This window comes from Bacteroides sp. NGMCC 1.200775, assembly GCF_040798045.1.
GTDB classification, from domain to species: domain Bacteria; phylum Bacteroidota; class Bacteroidia; order Bacteroidales; family Bacteroidaceae; genus Bacteroides; species Bacteroides hominis.
The window spans coordinates 1,196,047-1,215,477 of record NZ_JASCQK010000001.1; the positions used below are offsets into that span (position 1 = coordinate 1,196,047).

Below are 19,431 nucleotides of genomic sequence, written 5' to 3' on the forward strand. Positions count from 1 at the left end.
GTATAAGAATTATGAAACAATATGATGCCATTATTATCGGTTTCGGCAAGGGCGGCAAGACGCTGACCGCCGAATTAGCCAAACGCGGCTGGAAAGTCGCACTGATTGAACGCTCTGCCATGATGTATGGAGGTACTTGCCCCAATATAGCCTGTGTGCCTACCAAACGCCTTATCCACGAAGCTGAAAAGGTGAGTTGGCTCTACCCAACCAGTTACGAAAAGCAGGCCGAAGCTTATAAAGCCGCCATCGCACGGAAAAACGAAATGACAGCAGCTTCAAGGGCTAATATGTTCGACAAACTGAGCAGTCTCCCCAATGTGACCATTTACACCGGAATGGCATCGTTCGTTTCAAAAGATGTGGTGAAAGTAACCCTTCCCGACGAAGTGATCGAACTTCAGGGAAAAAAGATTTTCATCAATACCGGATCAACCAGCATTATACCGGCAATAGACGGGCTGAAAGACAGCAAACGGGTATATACCAGCACATCATTGATGGAACTGGATGTATTGCCCCGACATCTGATTATCGTGGGCGGAGGTTATATCGGACTGGAGTTTGCTTCCATGTATGCAAGCTTCGGAAGCAAAGTGACCGTGCTCGAAGGAGGTGACAAATTTATTGCCCGCGAAGACCGCGATATAGCAAACGCTGTAAAAGAGGCACTCGAAAAGAAAGGAATAGAAATCCGCCTCAACGCCCGTGCACAATCCATCCGCGATACAACGGACGGTGTAATCCTGACTTACACGGATACCGCCGGCGGTACATCTTCTGACATAGAAGGTGATGCCATCCTGGTAGCTACGGGACGCAAGCCAATGATTGAGGGACTGAATCTTCAGGCAGCCGGAGTAGAAGTGGATAGCCACGGGGCTATTGTTGTAAACGGTTATCTGCACACCACCTCCCCAAACATTTGGGCAATGGGTGATGTAAAAGGCGGGCTGCAGTTTACTTATATTTCACTGGACGATTACCGGATTATCCGGGACGACCTTTTCGGAAATAAAGAACGTACGGCCGACGACCGCAACCCGGTGGCATACTCGGTATTTATAGATCCGCCGCTTTCACATGTCGGGCTGACCGAAGAAGAAGCCATCAGACGGGGATATTCCTTCAAAGTATCACGTCTCCCGGCCTCAGCACTACCACGTGCACGTACTTTACAACAGACTGACGGTATACTGAAAGCCATCATCGACAGCCATTCGGGACGCATCATGGGCTGCACGCTGTTCTGTGCCGAATCTTCCGAAGTCATTAACATAGTAAACATGGCAATGAAGACCGGACAACATTATACTTTCCTTCGCGATTTCATCTTTACACATCCAAGTATGGGCGAAGGATTGAATGAATTGTTTTCAATAGATTAGTTTAACGAGAAGAGGGGAGAAGTTTCAGATTTCTCCCCTCTCTTTTTGTAATTGCCGGAATATCTTCTATCTTTGCAGTCTAATTTCATATGTATACCCATGAGAATATCTAAGTAAGACAACACTTTCCGGTAAACATCACTTTTCACATATGCTTCTTTTCATGTATTGTTAAGCATCACGAATCCGTGTTGTTTAACCCCTATTGTGTTTGTCTCTCCCCTACCCGCTATCATCAACAGCAAGTATTTACTTTCAAACCAATAGACAAGTATGTGTATCCAAGTACAACAAATCACCTATATCCATCCCGATAAAGAAGTTCTTTTTCAAAATCTCAGTTTCTCTGTCAGCAAAGGACAGCAACTGGCTCTGATCGGCAATAATGGTTGTGGCAAGTCAACATTGCTGCAAATCATATCCGGACAACTGCAACCGTGTTCGGGAACCGTACTCCGTCCATTCGCTCTTTATTATGTGCCCCAACACTTCGGACAATATGATAAAATGAGCATTGCCGAAGCCCTCGGAATAGACGGAAAACGAAAAGCCCTCCATGCCATTCTGGATGGAGATACTTCCATCGTCAACTTCAATATCCTCAATGACGACTGGAACATCGAAGAAAAAACCACAGCAGCTCTCAATGGATGGGGGCTCGGAACAATGTCTCTTGACCAGCCCATGCATACACTGAGTGGCGGAGAAAAGACACGCGTATTTCTGGCAGGCATCGAACTGCAGGAAACTTCCGTGATATTGATGGATGAACCTACCAATCACCTCGACAGCCAAGGACGCAACAAACTGTATGAATGGGTGAAGAAATGCCGTTCTACGCTGATTGTAGTCAGCCACGACCGCACTCTGCTCAATCTGCTTCCCGAAACCTGCGAACTGAGCCGTAGCGCACTTGTATTTTACGGAGGAAACTATGAATTCTACAAACAGCAGAAAGAGCTTCTGCTAAGTGCTTTGCAACAACAACTGAATGAAAAGGAGAAAGAACTCCGGCAAGTACGGAAGCTTGCACGTGAGGTTGCCGAGCGGAAAGACAAGCAGAATGTACGGAGCGAAAAAGCGGTTCCTCAAAAAGGCATTTCCCGTATGGCCATCAATACCCTGAAAGACCGGGCAGAAAAAAGTACCACCAAACTGGCGGACATCCACTGGGACAAATCGGAAAAACTTGTCGCCGAACGAAGTCAGATACGCAACAGGTTGGGCGAAGTGTCACTGCTTAAAACCGATTTCAATGCTTCTGCTTTACATCCGGGAAAAATATTACTGACTGCCCGTGATATAAACTTCACTTATGAAGATTCGTTTTTATGGAAGGTTCCCCTAAGTTTCCAACTGAAAAGCGGCGACCGGATACGTATCGAAGGAGACAACGGGAGTGGTAAAACCACCCTATTGAAACTGGTCACCGGAGAACTATTGCCTGCTTCGGGTAGACTGGAGCGCACCGGGTTCAGTTACGTCTATCTCAATCAGGAGTATTCCATCATTTCCGACGGGCTGACAGTGCTCCAGCAAGCAGAGTCATTCAACCTCCGGAACCTGCCGGAACACGAAATAAAGATCATATTGAATCGCTTTCTCTTCCCGGTGGCAAGTTGGGACAAACCTTGCAAACAGCTTAGTGGAGGTGAAAAAATGCGGCTCGCTTTCTGTTGCCTGATGATCAGCAATAACACTCCTGACCTCTTTATCTTGGATGAACCCACCAATAATCTGGACATACACAGCATCGAAATCATCACCGCCACCATCCGGAATTATACGGGTAGTGTACTGCTGGTATCACATGATGAATATTTTATAAAGGAGACCGGCATGAAAGAGAGTATCTTTTTATAATTTTGCATCGGTTTAATAAAGAATTATCCAAAATGACACATACAAAAAACAACCGGTGGTTCATCTTCTACCAAGATCAGTTATTACTGGAAAAGAAAAACAACGCTTTCTCCATCCCTTCAGGAGAAAGCGCCCCCATCGCCATACCGGAAGGAACAACCGTACACACCCTAACTACGCCCGATGGCATATCCGGCAAAAGTTTCTACATAGATTCTCCGATCACAGAAACACCGGAATATGTACAAATGGGGTTGCGCGCTTCTTATGATTACCTGCCGCTCGAACACTATCAAGCAGCAGGTAAAGCTCACGAAATCCTGTACTGGGACCGTAGCAACCGCTTTTGCCCCACATGTGGAACTCCACTGGTACAGAAAGAGCCTATTATGAAAAAGTGTCCGGATTGCGGTAAAGAAGTCTATCCCGCCATTTCAACGGCAATTCTGGTATTGGTACGCAAAGAAGATTCTTTGTTACTGGTACATGCCCGCAACTTTAAAGGTACATTCAATAGCTTGGTGGCCGGCTTCCTTGAAACCGGAGAAACCTTGGAGGAATGTGTGGAAAGGGAAGTTAAAGAAGAAACCGGACTGGATGTGAAGAACATTCAGTATTTTGGAAATCAGCCCTGGCCCTATCCGAGCGGACTCATGGTAGGTTTTATTGCCGATTATGCCGGGGGCAGCATTCGCTTGCAGGATGACGAACTCAGTTCCGGGAATTTCTATACAAAAAATAATCTGCCGGAACTTCCGCGGAAGCTAAGTCTGGCACGTAAGATGATTGACTGGTGGATAGCACAACAGTGAAAAAAGACAAGCTACGAAAGGTACACCCACCACAAACGAACAACCAGGAACGGATAGAAAAGAAATCCGTTCTCAGCATCATAAACCTGTGTACCTATTCGTAGCCTGTGTTTTACCATTAAACTTCTATTCAAAAATAGTCAGCTCTTCCAGCCCTAACTTCTCTTCCCAGTCACTGATGGTCATCTGGCAAAGATCAGCCGGTTTCATATCGGCAGGGACAGCATTCTGGGCCAAATAGACAGCAGGAGTGCACGACAAAGCACAACCAACCTGATCGGGTTCTACAAACGTATATTTATAACCAATATAAATACGGTCGTAAATCACATCCTGATCCTGTCCGCAAAGTACAATGCTGTTGGTGGCTTTCCGGAGTATCCCTTCCAAAAAACCAATTGCTTCGCCTTCTGTTGTCGAATCATCCCCGTAAGTTCCGGCGTCTTTCACAAACAGGCAGGCTCCTTTACTACGGTTTTTCAAAATAGCCAGTCCGATCACAGACCACACCCATGTGGGACCGCATGCTACAACCTTTCGGCTTCCTCCCGGCACATAAGCTCCGGGGAGTATGGGAAAACGACGCTCTTTGGCACGGCCGAACAAACGTTCGGTTGCCTCCAGCAACGGACGGATATTATAAACAGGAACGTCTACCCCTTCAGGCTGTGCCTGCATATAGATAGGCATCTCCTTTCTTTTGGCAATGTCATCGTGCATTGCCAGGTCAAATCCCCAGATAGCTCCATTTTGTCCACAAAATGAAGAAGCCTTCATCAAATTGACTTGTCCGAGATATGCGTCGTTTTTCTCACAGCGGTCCTTTGCTACAATCTTTTCAGTTATTGCATCAAGGTCTTTCACGTCGACTGTACCGACTGACAATTTCATTGTCGAAATATATCCTTCACCACTTGCAACTCCGGGATTCAAATATCCCATGCAAAATTCTTTACTTGGCCCTATAGCCTGACTAATCACATTAGAGGCATCATAACGGATGCCGGACACAAGATCTTTCATACGTTTTTAAGTTTAGATGTTGCAGTAAGAACAATATATTGCCAAGAATGATTAGCCTCTGCTCCATAAAGAAAGCAAAAGAAGACGAAGAAGACAAAATACTAAAAAATGTGAAGCTATCAATTTGGTAAGTTCAAACAGATATTCCATCAATCTGCCTATCATTCAAAGAGTTCGTTTCAAGCAATTATCAAGTTTAAATCAACTGTTTATCTTATAGATAGCATACTAACAGAATGTTTGTTTTAATGATGTGTTAAAGTTAATCATTTGGAACCAAACAATTAATTACGTAAACCAATAGTTAATGATTAATCAAAAGAAAATTAATATCTTGGGAAAAGAAAAACTAGGAACCCGGAGGGTGTATCGAAACTCACCACAGAGGATACAGAGTAACACTGAACAAATACCAAGTAACTGATTATCAACATTATTATTCTATAATAATCTGTATAATCTGTGGTGAAAAGAGTTTTGACACAGCTCCATCAAAACAAAATGTATTATGAAAGAACAAAATTTTATCCGATTTATGGATAGCATTATCAGCGAACAAAAAGCAGGTAATTTTCTCGGAACTGCCCATATTTATCAAGCCAGCCTGAATGCATTCGGAGCTTTCACAGGCAGCAAGAACATCCTGTTTCGTCAGATGACACCTGCATTACTAAAACGATTTGAACATTATCTCCGCCTGAGAGGAAATAGCTGGAATACCGTCTCCACCTATATGCGAGCCTTACGCGCTGTCTACAACCGGGCAGTGGACCGCCAACTGGCCCCCTACTCTCCCCGCTTGTTCAAACCTGTATATACTGGAACCCAAGCCGATGTGAAAAGATCTCTCAAAGCAGAAGAAATGGGGCTTTTACTGCAAATGAACCACACTGCACAGCATCCAGAAGCCATTTGCCGTGCCCACAAGATGTTTGTACTTATGTTCTTATTACGCGGACTTCCCTTTGTCGACTTGGCCTATCTGCAAAAGAGAGACTTAAAAGGAAATATCCTCACTTACCACCGGCACAAAACAGGACGCCAACTTACAGTAACCGTTCCTTCCGAAGCTATGGAGATTATTCTGGAATATATGGATACCGACCCTGACTCACCTTACTTGTTTCCTATTCTGAGCAAAAAGCAAAAAAGCCATATCAATTATCAAGAATACCAATATGCTTTACGTGCATTTAACTATCAGTTGATACAATTGGCGCATCTATTGGGAATTTCGAAAAACCTGAGTTCATACACCGCACGACACACCTGGGCTACCTTAGCTTACCATCTTGAAATTCACCCGGGCATCATCAGTGAAGCCATGGGACATTCGTCAATCAAAGTGACAGAAACCTACTTGAAACCATTCAACATTAAGAAATTAGATGAAACAAATGCTCATATTATATCATTTACAAAAGAAGCATACACAGGACTAATACTTTGATTATCTGAACCATTACTTTATAGGTAACTCCTCTATAAGTGCGCTACAAACATAAATCATTTTTCACAATAAAACAAATAAAATACGATTATTTATTAAAATAAGTCATTGAATCATCCCTTATAAAAGAAAAAGACGACTATAGTCTTTAGTGTACATTACATTAGTATCATGAATGCGCACAATTCGCTCATCCCGTTTTTAATCCCCAACGAGATGATCCATCTCCTATATGCTTTATGCTACATATAACCGGAATTTAATGTTAAAAACTCCTCTCAAAGACGCTTCTTATCGAAAAGCGGACTTCGATCCCGTTACCTATAAAGTAACGGTAGATAGAGGTATTACACAGATAGAGGAAAAGCCGCAATAGGCAAGAGAATACATTGATTTACTTACATAACATTTTTATTAACACTAAAAAAACAGAGGTATGAGAAAATGGACTTATCTCGTAGCTGCACTCTTAGTGGGAGGAGCAACTACAACGTTTACCGGATGTATCGATAATGATGAACCGGCAAGCATCACAGAACTTCGCGGAGCGAAAACAGAATTAATTAAAGCAAAAGCAGCTGTACAAACTGCTGAAGCGGCTTACAAAGAGGCACAAATTGCTATCGTCAATGCCAAAGCCGCTTACCTGGAAGAAAAAGTAGCCCAGGAAAAGCTTAAAACAGAAGTTCAAGCAGCCAAAACAGAAGCGATGAAAGCCTATTGGCAACAAAAAGCCGAGAAAAGCGCAGAGTTATTCAAAGCTAAAATGCTTGAGCTACAAATTCAGACTGCACAAGCACAGGCCGCTTATGAAAAGGCAATGATCGATATCGAAGTGGCTTTACTTGGTTACAAAGATAATGCCTATGCTACCAAGTTGAACGAACTGCTATACACGCAAAGTTTTGCATATACTCCTAAAAAGATCACCTACAATGAAGAATCGGGGAAAATCAGTGTAGAAGATGTAGAAGAGACTACCGTAAAAGGCCTGATCGAACTCTCCGGTACATTAAGCGATGCCCAAGAAGAACTGGCTGACCTGATGAGACAGAAATCTTTATTAGAATTCAGCTATGATCCGGAAGCATTGATTGCCGGCGTTACCAACCAGATTGCCATTCAGAAAGGTGAAGTAAAAGGTATCGAAGAAAACCTGGCACAGCTGAAGGTTGTCGCAGAAATTCCATTGGATCAGTTTGAAGCCAAATACAAAGAACTTAATGATAAGAAAACGGATCTTGACAATAAAATCAATGCTATCGACTTATCAAAAGTAAGTGACGCCGATTATCAGGCAGCCGTACAACAGGTAGCTGAAGTGCGGAAAGCAAAAGAAGCAAAAGGTGAATTCACTTTCGATATTCCTGCTGCCATCCAGGATGGATTTGCCAGAATGATTCTGGAAAAACAAACTTTGGACAACAATGACCTTGCCAATTCCTTTAGGCCAGCAATAAAGATAGATCCCGCAACCGGAAAATACTATTTTCCTGATGGGTTCCGCTTCTCTAAAACCATGCAGGAGAAAAGAAACATATTAGAAGCTATCACTACTTTATTAACCGACAAAGTAAAGACCAGCGAAGAACAGGCACAGGCAAAACTGGCACAGGCACAAGCTAAAGTTGACTATGATGCGTTCCAAGCAGAGCTGACCAAAGTAGAGGGTACATGGGCAAAAGCATCTGAAGCTTTTTATAAGGCAGTAGATGCAGGCAAGTATCTCAGTCAGGAGGGACACGACGCACGCAGCTTGATCATCGCAGATTATCAGACTTACCAGAAAGATTATGAAAGTGCCGCCGGAGATGCAGCTAAAGAAAAAGCTGCTTTAGACAAATTTATTGCTCAATACAAAACTTATCTTACCGCCAGAACCGCTTTGGACGGACTAAAGCTGAAAGAAGAAACAGACATTACTAAAGATGCAGCCAAACTGGATGCATGGAAGGCACTTATCACTGAGAACAACGGAACAACAAGTTATGATGCCGTATTCGGTGTGGAGGATTTGTTTAAAGCTGAAGGTGGCCTCGCTGCCGATTTCGTCAAAGCAGCCAAAGCCGCCGGCTACAGTAACGAACGCCAAACTACAGCAGTTTACGCAGAATGGTTGGCGGCTTACAATAAAGCATTAGCCGAACACACCGGAGAAGGAGAGTTTACATTCGATCCTGACGGAATCTCCCTAACCCAGAACGGGCTGGCAGACAAAACATTTGAAGCAAAGAAGGAGTACGATGCTTTAACAGATGAAATCAACAATGTATCTGTATGGGCCGACCTGAACTCAAAATTAATGGCTATGGGTACCGACAATGATAAAGCAATCGCCGCAACAGATACAAAACTGGCAACAGCACAAATTACCCTGAACCAGATTACAGAGAAGTACGATGCGGAGAAAGCAAGTCTGGAAGTGCAGAAAGCCGGTTTGAATTGCATCTTAGGTACAATGAAAAAGGCTTTGCCTCAGACTGGTGATAATAATCAGCCATTGTCCACTTATGAGGATGCAATTAAATACCTGAAGGACGAAATAGCCAAAATCGAAGGTGCACCTTCTGAAGTTGACAACGAAAGTGGCAACATCACTGTAAAGAGCGGTACTCTGGCAGAGGCAAAAGCTGAACTGAATATGTACGATGCTTTGCTGAAAGCACTACAGGACGGTAGCTACGAACAAGAACAAGCAACAGCCATCAAACTTAAAGAAGCTCAAATCGATGCCAAAACTTTTGAAATCGAAGCATTGACGGTATTATTCAACAAGGCAAAAGAGATGAAAGATCAGCTTATCAAAACACTGACCGGAGACACTTCAGCCGAATAAATAAAAACTAAAGGAAAAAAGTATGATTAAAAAACTATGCATAATCCTTCTGACTGCATGTACTGTTGCGCCACTTATGGCGCAACAACGCAGCAGCAGTGACGATGCGTCGTTTGCCCCGGAAAAAGGTAACTGGCAGATATCCGTCGCATTAGGCAATTCACAGCAATTCGCCGATGGTATGGAATACTTGTTACCGAAATACTGGAACGGGACCGGAAACGCGCCGAGCATTGGCTTGGGCGATGATACAGGCAACAAGTCTGAAGATCCGGGCATGTATCTGAATCTGGGAAGTTGGAATAATAATAGCTTGGTCAACATCATCGGTTTGCAGGGAAAATATTTCCTGACCGATCGTTGGGACGTTAATCTGATGTTCAGCATGAACATTGGAGTCACCCCGAAAAAGGATTTCATTGAAGGCGACAATAGTGTGTCCGATATGCAAATCCCCGCTTCCAAATATGTAGAAGGACGGGTGAAAAACAACTGGATGGTAAACATTGGTTCAAACTATTATTTCAATACGAAAAACGAACGTATCAATCTTTATGTGGGTGGCCTTATAGGCTGGCAAATGGGACGAATCGAAACGATGTCTCCCAACACGGGTGAAACTGTAAGCGACGGTGATGCAATAACTGACGATGACGATTTGAATGACGCAGAAACACTGCCTTTACAAGTATATATCCCTTCGACCAAAACCGGACAAATATTCGGATTACGTGCGGCAGCAGTAGCCGGCATCGAATACAGCCTGGGTAAAGGACTAGTTTTCGGATTTGAACTGCAACCGGTAGCCTATCGCTACGACATGATTCAGATTTATCCGAAAGGGGTAGCCACTTACAAAGTGGGACATCATAACATAAACTTGTTTGCACAACCCTATTTGAAATTAGGATTTAGATTTTAAATAAGTCCAGATATTACGAAAAAATCACCCCGTCCTACCTTCGGGTATGTATGGGGTGATTTTTTACTTAACGAACATCACAACCAAGATGAAAAGAATAACAGCAGGAGGAATCATACTGGGAACCATCTTTCTGGCAGCATGCAACCATGCCCGACAGAACGGTAGCTATTATGTCAGTGGCATGGTAACCAACCCTCAAATGGAAGGCAGAACAATCTATTTGCAGGATGCTATCCACAGCACAACCCGATATGACAGTACACAAGTGATTGACTGTCGGTTCGCATTTGAGGGAAAAATCAATTCTCCCCAAGTCAGAGAGCTATTTATTCAGGAAAACGACAGTGACCGCTTTCCTGTTACTCTCCCTATCGTTGTCGAAGCGGGAAAAATCAGCACGCAAATAGGAGACGTAGTCCAAGTGGAAGGGACCGCACTCAACACAGAGATGATGCAATTTCTTCTTGCCATCGATCAGTTCGGGGAACACGACTTCTCCGGAAAAAGTGTCCATGAAATAAAAGAAAGCTTTACCGGGCTATTGATGGAACAGATTATAAAACATGCCAGCAGTCCCATCGGAAAGTATATCTATGCGGCATACGGAAACAAGTTAAGCACAGGGCAAAGGGCTATCGCAAAAAAAAATCTGGGCATTAACTAAAAACCATACATCCGGGAAATACAGACGTGAGTTTCACCTAGTTCTCCGTCTGCCCGGTTCTTTTAGTGTTGTGAGGGTGTGTCGAAACTCACCACAGAGGACACAGAGTAACATAGAGCAATTTTTAAGTTATTGATTATCAACATTCTTATTCTGTGATAATCTGTGTAATCTGTGGTAAAAAGAGTTTTGACACAGCCCCTTTAAAAGAATAATCCCAAAAGAAATGCCCCATCCAATTCAGGACAGGGCATTTCGATAATACTATAATACTATGGACACATTTATATTACCCAAAGTATCTGTTAAAAGAGTGCTTAAAGAAGTTCCTTAAATACCCAACGATTTCTTCACAGCTTCCACTTTTTCAGTAGCCTCTGCATCGGCAGTGGCAAAGCAGTTGCGGCATCCCATCTGGCCTTTCACTTCGATGTAGAATTTGATCTTCGGTTCCGTTCCTGACGGACGAACAGACACTTTACCACCATCTGCGGTGAAATATTGCAGCACATTCGATGGTTCCGGCATATCGATGTCACTTACATGACCTTCTGCATCTGTCTGCTTCAGAGTTTTATAGTCTTTTGACAGAATCACTTTCGAGCCACCCAACTCTTTCGGAGGATTAGCACGGAAGTTTTCCATCATGGCTTTAATCTCTTCGGCACCGCTCTTACCCGGTTTCACTACGTTTACAGTAAATTCTTTAGAGAATCCATATTCAACGTAAATGTCCATCAGCAACTGATACAGAGTCTTTCCATTGTCTTTAGCCCAAGCAGCCACTTCGGCAATCAGGCAGCAAGCAGAAACAGCATCTTTGTCACGAACAAAGTCTTCGGCCAGAAAACCGTAGCTCTCTTCACCACCACCGATGTATTTCTTCTTACCCTCACGTAAACGAATTTCACGGGCGATCCATTTAAAGCCGGTATAACAGTCGAGCATCTCAATTTGATTTTTGTCAGCAATCTTCTTGATCAGTTCGGTAGTAACAATGGTCTTCACACAGAATTCATTACCGGTCATCTTACCCAGTTTATTGTATTGAGTGATGATATAATACAGATACATCAGGCAAGTCTGGTTACCGTTGATCAATACCCATTCACCCTTATCGTCCTTGCAAGCAATACCTACACGGTCGGCATCCGGATCGGAAGCCATTACAAGGTCGGCATCGATTTCTTTAGCCAGATTGAGAGCCATTGTCAGGGCTTCCGCATTCTCCGGATTCGGAGAAACAACCGTCGGAAAGTTACCATCCTTAATCATCTGCTCGGGAACAGTGTATACATTTTCAAATCCCCACATCTTCAGTGCACGGGGAATCAGCATCATACCCGTACCATGAATCGGAGTGTAGACAATCTTCATATCTTTATGACGAGCAATAGCTTCAGGATCGATAGAAACGGTTTTCACCATATCCAGATATATTTTATCGACATCTTCCCCGATAATCTGAATCAGCTCCGGATTACCCTGGAACTTAATGTCGGCAGCAGAAGCAATCTTGTTCACTTCGTCGATAATACCTTTATCGTGCGGAGCCAGTACCTGTGCACCATCATCCCAGTAAGCTTTATAGCCGTTATATTCTTTCGGGTTGTGTGAAGCAGTCAGAATGATACCGCTCTGGCAACCAAGGTGACGGATGGCAAAAGACATCTCCGGAGTAGGACGCATCTCCTCGAACAGATATACTTTAATGCCATTGGCAGAGAAAATATCCGCAGAAATCTTAGCGAACAGAGAACTATTGTTACGGCAATCGTATCCTACCACAACAGAAATCTGTTTCAGATTCTTAAAGTTTGCGTTCAGATAGTTAGAAAGTCCCTGAGTTGCGGCTCCAACAGTATAAATATTCATACGGTTGGTACCTACTCCCATGATACCACGGAGTCCGCCCGTACCAAATTCAAGGTCTTTGTAAAAGGCTTCAATCAATTCTGTCTTATCTTCGTTCTCCAGCATGCGTTTCACTTCAGCCTGAGTTTCGGCATCATACGCCGGGGTCAGCCACTTCTCGGCTTTCTCAGTCACCTGTTTGATTAGTTCTTCATTCCCCATGGTTATATCTATTTTTAGAGATTAATAATTATTCTATTCAAAATACAAATGTAAAAGAATAAGTTTGAAATTCCTATCTTTTAGCGAGAAAACTCTCCGGAAGCGTTTATTCAGTCACTTTATAACGTTCGCCGGTTTGCTTCACATATTCCTCAAGGAATTCTTTTGAATAGCCCGGACGTACCACACCGGCGGGTTGGCCGATAGCGTTGCGCTCGAACTTACCGTCCTTCATCTTGCGGATGACACCGTCATTATACTTCACAATGATAAATTCTCCCAGACGTTTCCAGGTGTCGAAAGTGCTTTGCGCCGTCATGTTGGTATAATTGGTCAGAAGCGCCACAGCTGCTTCCGGATTTTTCTCGTACAGCTTAACGGCAGCAGACTCAATCCCCTCCTGCGCCTCGTTGAAGGTGGTTTCAAGTTCATTCTGTGTGGAACGTACATCACCGATCATCAAATCGTAACGGGGATATACCATATTAGCCACCCAGTTGAAAATCCAGAAAGCAGAATTCCAGGAGAAAGTGATGTAATCGGCACCATCCACACGGGTATAGCATACCGGAACTTTGGTAGTACAGCAATATACGGGAGTGAAAACAGTCATGTTCGCATCATCCGTACCGAACCAGAGTACACCGCCTACTGCATCAGGCAGATTGGCACGCATCTGGGCCACAAAAACGAACCCACTCTGTTGTGTAGAAATAGGACGTTCGTTGAAGTATTCCTGATCGCCCACTTTAAAAGTCAGCGGAGAGAGGCGATAAGGTGTTTTATAAGGTCCGGCACCAAAGTCATTGCTGATATCAAGAGCAGTTCCTTCATAATGGTCACGCATGGCATTCTTTACGTCCTGAACTGAAAGTTTGCGTTTCGGTTTCACGAACAAAGGCATCGGTTCGTTGGTCTTTCCCTGGATATAAGGCAGATAAGCCTCACCCTGATCGGTAAACATATTGAAATAGCTCCATACACGGGCCTCGCAAAAACGGCGGGCACCGAAATCAAGCGGCGCATAAGCATCGGCAAAACTGAAATCTTTATTCACTCCGTTGAAATATCCTTTTTCACGGGCAAAGGAAATGACATCGTTGGAGTACATACAGTTTGCCTTGTCATTCATATCAAACTGATGGATACGAGACTGGTTGGCATGTGCCGAGATGCAGTCATCGGGCACACGAACAGCTACCCAGACGGCTCCCCGTATGCCGGGCCCTTTCCCTATCATTTCCATAATCCATATTTCATTAGGATCGGCAATGGTAAATGACTCACCACTGCTATAATATCCATATTCCTGAACCAGCTCAGTCATCACCTTAATGGCTTCACGGGCAGTGCGCGAACGTTGCAGTCCTACGTAAATCAAACTTCCGTAATCGATAATGCCCAGTGTATCTACCAATTCAGGACGGCCGCCAAAGGTAGTTTCACCAATGGTTACCTGAAACTCGTTCATATTGCCGATCACATTATAAGTCTGACGCGCCTGCTCAATCTGTCCCAGATATTTTCCGGTATCCCATTCATGGATATCCATCATCGTACCCTTGGGATAGGTAGCTGCGGGATAATGATATAACTCGCCAAAGAGTCCGTACGAGTCAGCCGAATAGGAAACAATGGTCGAACCGTCGGTAGAAGCATTCTTACCGACAATTAAGTTAGTACAGGCGAAGGTTTCCGCCACTGCCGCAGTCAAGAGAGCGGCAAAGAGAAAGATTCTTTTCATATAATAAATTATTAATATAATATCTTATTCTGTTTTACCCGGATAATCTCCGGTTATTTGGTTTTGAAAGCTACCAGACGAAGGTTTCACGAACCGTTGTCTCGTTCCCGCAATCGTCCGTAGCGGTCATCTCTACCGTATGGCGTCTACCTTTCTTTACATATTCAGGATCGAGTTTACACTCCCAATACGATTTTGTCAGGTTAGGACGTCCGAACAGAGCGAATTTTCCATCAATCGTGCCACGATAAGACCGGATGCCGGTTTCTTTGTCCTTCAGCCGATAAACAATTTTCCCATTACGTCCCCAGACATTTTTGCCCACCGGAATAATTTCGGGAGGCACTGTATCTACTCCTACCGTATAAGTACCCAATTCACGGATACGGGTTTTCATAAATCCACCCTCGTAAGTTCCTCCGGCACTATACATACCACCTTTGGGAGTAACACGAGCCACGTAATATTTCGTTGTATCGGCAACCGGCTGATGACGAAGCCCGATACGCAACTCACAGCCACCGTGCAACGGCACTTTCTCATCATTGAGCTGATAGGTGTAAGCAATTGCCCCGCTGTCGGAACGTACTTCATAATTGAGAGCCACATTGTCGTATAACATCCCCCGGGGGACGGTAAGGGTCAAACCGGGTTCTTGCAAAAAGTTCGTTTTGTCCCAGGCAAAGAAGTACTTCTCCCGATGTTCAGACGGCTTTATCGGCTGTTTTTTTCCACGCACCGTAAAGTGATAGCGGGAAGTGTTGCCAAAAGCGTCTTTCAATTCATATTCGAACTTGTAATCCCGTTCTTCATTGATGGCCACCAATCCACGGTTATCATTCGAAGCCCGGAGCATACGCAGCGTATTGCCCGGATCAATAAATGATTTCATATATTGCCCGTAGGTCCAGGAGTTTATCATCCGGTTCTCATCCGGAGCAAAGCGATCGACCACACTGCGAAACACTTCCGTTCCATCTACCTTGAGCACAACGGTATGCACACCGTAACGGTTGTGAACACCGTCCATGTAATCATAAGCCTTGATACCCGATCCGATCACTCCCCATGCCTCGATGGGACGCGTCCCATTGGGTTGGAAGGTTTGCCGCTCCGAACTGCCTTGCACGATTCCGGTTCCCGGCTGTGGAAACAACATAACGCCCTCAGCCCGGGGAGCAGTGGTATCTTTTATTTTTGATTTGAAAAAAGGCATCGGATCGACAGATTCACTGGTAGCGGTTTCCAGCAAGTCCAGATGCAGGTGCGGTCCGAATGAATAACCCGTATTACCGCTCCAGGCTATCTGTTGTCCCGCCTTTACCGGATATTCCCCCGGTTCGGGAACAATCTCTACTTCCCAATCTTCTTTTTCGTATTGAAGCTTCTTCACTCTTCGGGCAATGTCCGGCATAAATCCGCTCAAGTGCCGGTTAATAGTTGTATAACCGTTATTATATACCACATCGAGTACATGTCCCGAACCATTGGTGACACGAATACGTGAGATGTATCCGTCGGCCAGCGCGCGCACCGGTTTACCGACAACTCCCTGAGTCTTAAAGTCAAGACCGCCATGAAAATGATTGGCACGAATTTCTCCGAAATTACCGCTCAGAGTCAGTGTAAAGTCAAATGGAGGAACAAAAGCAGCCTGCTTCACATCTTGAGAATGTCCCTGAATGCTGCAGGCAAGCATCAGAGCAACTATATACTGTTTCATGTAGTTTGCTTAAAAATGGAATCTTTGCAAAAATACATTATTCCTGCCATATCAGAAAACAGAAAGATGGATTTTATTCCTGCCTGCCACGGCTCTTTATACCCCGCCTTCCTCTCATACAAAAAATACGTTTCGATCTTCCATCTTCCACCTTTTAGAATGCATATCGTTGATTATAAGATGTATAGATTGGTGGAAGATGCGGTTTTTATGCCATTTATCTTCCACCCCCATCTTCCATCTTCCACCCGCTGTTTTAGGGAGCATTTTAGTAGTAACTATTTGGGAAACAAATGGATATATCCAATTTCTTATCCGTTAATCTCTCTAAAAGCATTTCATTTCCCTTACTTTCTTTAGTGCAAATGGTCGGATCCTTATCTCAGCCCGGGCATGCGGACTCATCGGCCCGGGTATGCGGGCTCATCAGCCCGGGCATGTGGGCTCATCAGCCCGGGTATGCGGGCTGGGATAAAGAGTTGTATGACATTGGTTAATCTACTACACTTCTCCGGTAATAGCCGGCCGGATTCTTTCTTAAAAAAGAAACAACGAAGCACTGCTTCCGCATCGCTGTGTGCGAATGGAAGGTTTTGTGGGGGGGGAACAAGGGAGGAAGGCGGTTGTTAAATGAAAGAGCCGTACCTGCACCTCTACTATCATTCTGCTGTAAAACATCCGTATAAGGATAACAACATAAGCAGAATTTTCTTACATTGTGCCATGTTTAACCCTTAATAGAGTAACGTTATGATTATCGGAGTACCTAAGGAGATTAAGAACAACGAGAACCGGGTGGGCATGACGCCCTCGGGAGTTGCCGAATTAGTGAAACGCGGACATACTGTATACATACAGCACACCGCAGGAGAGAACAGTGGTTTTCCGGACGAGGCATATATAGCCGCAGGAGCGCAGATCCTGCCCACTATGGAAGAGACGTATGCCGCAGCCCAGATGATAGTGAAAGTGAAAGAACCTATCGCACCGGAATACAAGCTGATCCGCAAGGGACAGTTGCTGTTCACTTACTTCCATTTTGCCTCCGATAAAGAACTGACTCTTGCCATGATAGAAAACGGCTCGATTTGCCTTGCTTACGAAACGGTAGAAAAAGCTGACCATTCTTTACCCTTATTGATTCCTATGAGTGAGGTAGCCGGACGCATGGCTATACAGGAAGGCGCCCGTTTCCTGGAAAAGCCGCAAGGTGGAAAAGGTATTCTGCTGGGAGGTGTACCGGGTGTGAAGCCTGCCAAAGTATTAATTCTCGGCGGAGGCATCGTAGGCAGCAATGCAGCCCAGATGGCAGCCGGACTGGGAGCAGATGTCACAATTGCAGATATCAACCTGGCCCGTCTTCGTTATTTGAGTGAAACACTGCCCAAAAATGTAAAAACCTTATATGCTTCGGAACTGAGGCTGAAGAAAGAGTTGCCGGACGTAGACCTTGTAATAGGCTCGGTCTTGATTCTGGGAGACAAGGCTCCGCACCTGATCACCCGCAGTATGCTGAAGATGCTGCAACCGGGTACAGTATTAGTGGATGTAGCTATCGACCAGGGAGGATGTTTCGAAACTTCGCACCCCACTACCCATAGTGAACCGACGTATGTGGTCGATGGAATCGTACATTATGCCGTAGCCAATATTCCGGGAGCAGTGCCTTACACTTCTACATTGGCACTGACCAATGCCACTCTGCCTTATGTAACAGCACTGGCAGGAAAGGGGTGGAAACAAGCATGCAAAGAAGATCCGGCACTGGCTTTGGGATTAAATGTGGTAGAAGGGAAAGTGGTATATAAAGCAATAGCTGAGGTATTCGGGCTTAAATACGAGCAATTGAATTTAGAATAACAAGTAATACCACGGAGTAACACAGTTTCACGGAGCAGAATCATAAAAAGAAGAACTCCGTAAGATTCTGTGTTACCCTGTGGTGGAATGATCCGTTTATAACAAAAAAGAAGATACCTTGTCCGAAGCTCTGCGGTATCCCTCCAACAATTCTTTCATTACCTCGTCCACACTTTGCCTGCGGCGGAACAGAGCAGCCACCTGCCCTATCTCAAGCTCTCCTTCTTCCAGATCACCTTCGAAGATGCCTTTCTTGGCGCGTCCTCTGCCCAAAAGTTCACGAAGTTCTTCGGCAGAAGCTCCCCGCGCCTCAGCCACTTCCACCTTATCACGGAACGAATTGGTCACAAGACGGGTAGGCGCCAGTTTCTTCAGCAATAATTTGGTATCGCCTTCGTTCAACCGCAAACAATATTCCTTGAAAATATCACTTGCCGAACTTTCATCCGTCAGAGCAAAACGAGTACCTATCTGAACTCCTTCGGCCCCTAACGCCATCGTGGCGAAGATGGCCTCACCGGTACCAATCCCTCCGGCCGCAATCAAAGGTAAAGTAGTGGCTTCACGCACTGCAGGAATCAGACAAAGCGTCGTTGTCTCCTCCCGGCCATTATGCCCGCCGGCTTCAAAACCCTCAGCTACCACGGCATCGACTCCCGCCTCTTCGCATTTCATGGCAAACTTAGAAGAAGAAACGACATGTGCCACCGTGATGTCACGCTCTTTCAGCCAGCCGGTCCATGTCTTCGGGTTTCCGGCAGAGGTAAATACGATTTTAACCCCTTCTTCCACAATGATATTCATGATCTCCTCTATCTGGGGATACATCAAAGGAATATTTACCCCAAAAGGTCTGTCTGTGGCTGCACGGCATTTACGAATATGTTCACGCAAAATATCGGGATACATCGAGCCGGAGCCTATCAACCCCAAACCACCCGCATTACTGACAGCCGAAGCAAGCCTCCAGCCACTACACCACACCATACCGCCCTGAATAATGGGATACTGAATACCGAAAAGAGAAGAAATTCTGTTCATAGTCATATCGTTTTTGAAAAAAGAAG

At 44.7% G+C, this 19,431-nt stretch carries 13 protein-coding genes; 8 read left to right on the forward strand and 5 right to left on the reverse strand.

What is annotated here, in order from left to right; genetic code table 11:
* Positions 1-11 precede the first annotated feature (11 nt).
* The 3 genes from QK890_RS05195 (at position 12) to nudC (ending at position 4,063) form a co-directional block, all read left to right on the forward strand.
* Entirely contained in the window at positions 12-1,388 is a 1,377-nt protein-coding gene (locus tag QK890_RS05195; protein ID WP_005776257.1) for an FAD-dependent oxidoreductase, read from the forward strand.
* A gap of 273 nt (positions 1,389-1,661) precedes the next feature.
* Complete coding sequence (locus tag QK890_RS05200) at positions 1,662-3,251, forward strand: ABC-F family ATP-binding cassette domain-containing protein (protein ID WP_223129525.1); 1,590 nt, start codon at positions 1,662-1,664, stop codon at positions 3,249-3,251.
* Between the two features lie 32 nt (positions 3,252-3,283).
* The gene (gene nudC, locus QK890_RS05205) at positions 3,284-4,063 is read left to right on the forward strand and encodes an NAD(+) diphosphatase (RefSeq protein WP_005819135.1); all 780 of its coding nucleotides are present in this window, start codon (positions 3,284-3,286) and stop codon (positions 4,061-4,063) included.
* Positions 4,064-4,189: 126 nt separating this feature from the next.
* Here the strand turns inward: nudC and QK890_RS05210 are convergent, their stop codons facing one another.
* A complete protein-coding gene (locus QK890_RS05210; RefSeq protein WP_005809470.1) occupies positions 4,190-5,086 on the reverse strand; it encodes a histidine decarboxylase, pyruvoyl type in 897 nt (298 codons plus the stop codon).
* 508 nt (positions 5,087-5,594) lie between these two features.
* On the opposite strand from QK890_RS05210, the gene QK890_RS05215 reads away from it, so the two are divergent.
* The 4 genes from QK890_RS05215 to QK890_RS05230 all read left to right on the forward strand — a co-directional run bounded on the left by QK890_RS05215 (position 5,595) and on the right by QK890_RS05230 (position 10,961).
* The gene (locus QK890_RS05215) at positions 5,595-6,536 is read left to right on the forward strand and encodes a site-specific integrase (protein WP_032539831.1); all 942 of its coding nucleotides are present in this window, start codon (positions 5,595-5,597) and stop codon (positions 6,534-6,536) included.
* A 436-nt stretch (positions 6,537-6,972) separates the two neighbouring features.
* A complete protein-coding gene (locus tag QK890_RS05220) occupies positions 6,973-9,372 on the forward strand; it encodes a hypothetical protein (protein ID WP_032539830.1) in 2,400 nt (799 codons plus the stop codon).
* A gap of 22 nt (positions 9,373-9,394) precedes the next feature.
* Positions 9,395-10,294, forward strand: coding sequence for a BT1926 family outer membrane beta-barrel protein (locus QK890_RS05225; protein ID WP_032539829.1), 900 nt, complete (start codon positions 9,395-9,397; stop codon positions 10,292-10,294).
* Between the two features lie 88 nt (positions 10,295-10,382).
* Positions 10,383-10,961 carry a DUF4369 domain-containing protein gene (locus QK890_RS05230; RefSeq protein WP_032539861.1) on the forward strand — a complete coding sequence of 193 codons (579 nt, stop codon included), beginning with the start codon at positions 10,383-10,385 and terminating at the stop codon, positions 10,959-10,961.
* 330 nt (positions 10,962-11,291) lie between these two features.
* On the opposite strand, the gene QK890_RS05235 is transcribed toward QK890_RS05230, so the two are convergent.
* The 3 genes from QK890_RS05235 to QK890_RS05245 all read right to left on the reverse strand — a co-directional run bounded on the left by QK890_RS05235 (position 11,292) and on the right by QK890_RS05245 (position 16,504).
* On the reverse strand, positions 11,292-13,037 hold the full coding sequence (locus QK890_RS05235) for a phospho-sugar mutase (protein WP_022012117.1): 1,746 nt from the start codon (positions 13,035-13,037) through the stop codon (positions 11,292-11,294).
* Positions 13,038-13,143: 106 nt separating this feature from the next.
* Positions 13,144-14,781 (reverse strand): C69 family dipeptidase, encoded by a 1,638-nt coding sequence (locus QK890_RS05240; protein ID WP_032530190.1) that lies wholly within the window; start codon positions 14,779-14,781, stop codon positions 13,144-13,146.
* 70 nt (positions 14,782-14,851) lie between these two features.
* On the reverse strand, positions 14,852-16,504 hold the full coding sequence (locus QK890_RS05245; protein WP_367627232.1) for a M23 family metallopeptidase: 1,653 nt from the start codon (positions 16,502-16,504) through the stop codon (positions 14,852-14,854).
* A 750-nt stretch (positions 16,505-17,254) separates the two neighbouring features.
* Here QK890_RS05245 and ald point away from each other — a divergent pair.
* On the forward strand, positions 17,255-18,364 hold the full coding sequence (gene ald, locus QK890_RS05250) for an alanine dehydrogenase (RefSeq protein ID WP_220575673.1): 1,110 nt from the start codon (positions 17,255-17,257) through the stop codon (positions 18,362-18,364).
* Between the two features lie 96 nt (positions 18,365-18,460).
* On the opposite strand, the gene QK890_RS05255 is transcribed toward ald, so the two are convergent.
* Positions 18,461-19,405: a nitronate monooxygenase family protein gene (locus QK890_RS05255; RefSeq protein WP_032530194.1), complete on the reverse strand. Its 945-nt coding sequence runs from the start codon at positions 19,403-19,405 to the stop codon at positions 18,461-18,463.
* Between the last annotated feature and the right edge of the window lie 26 nt (positions 19,406-19,431).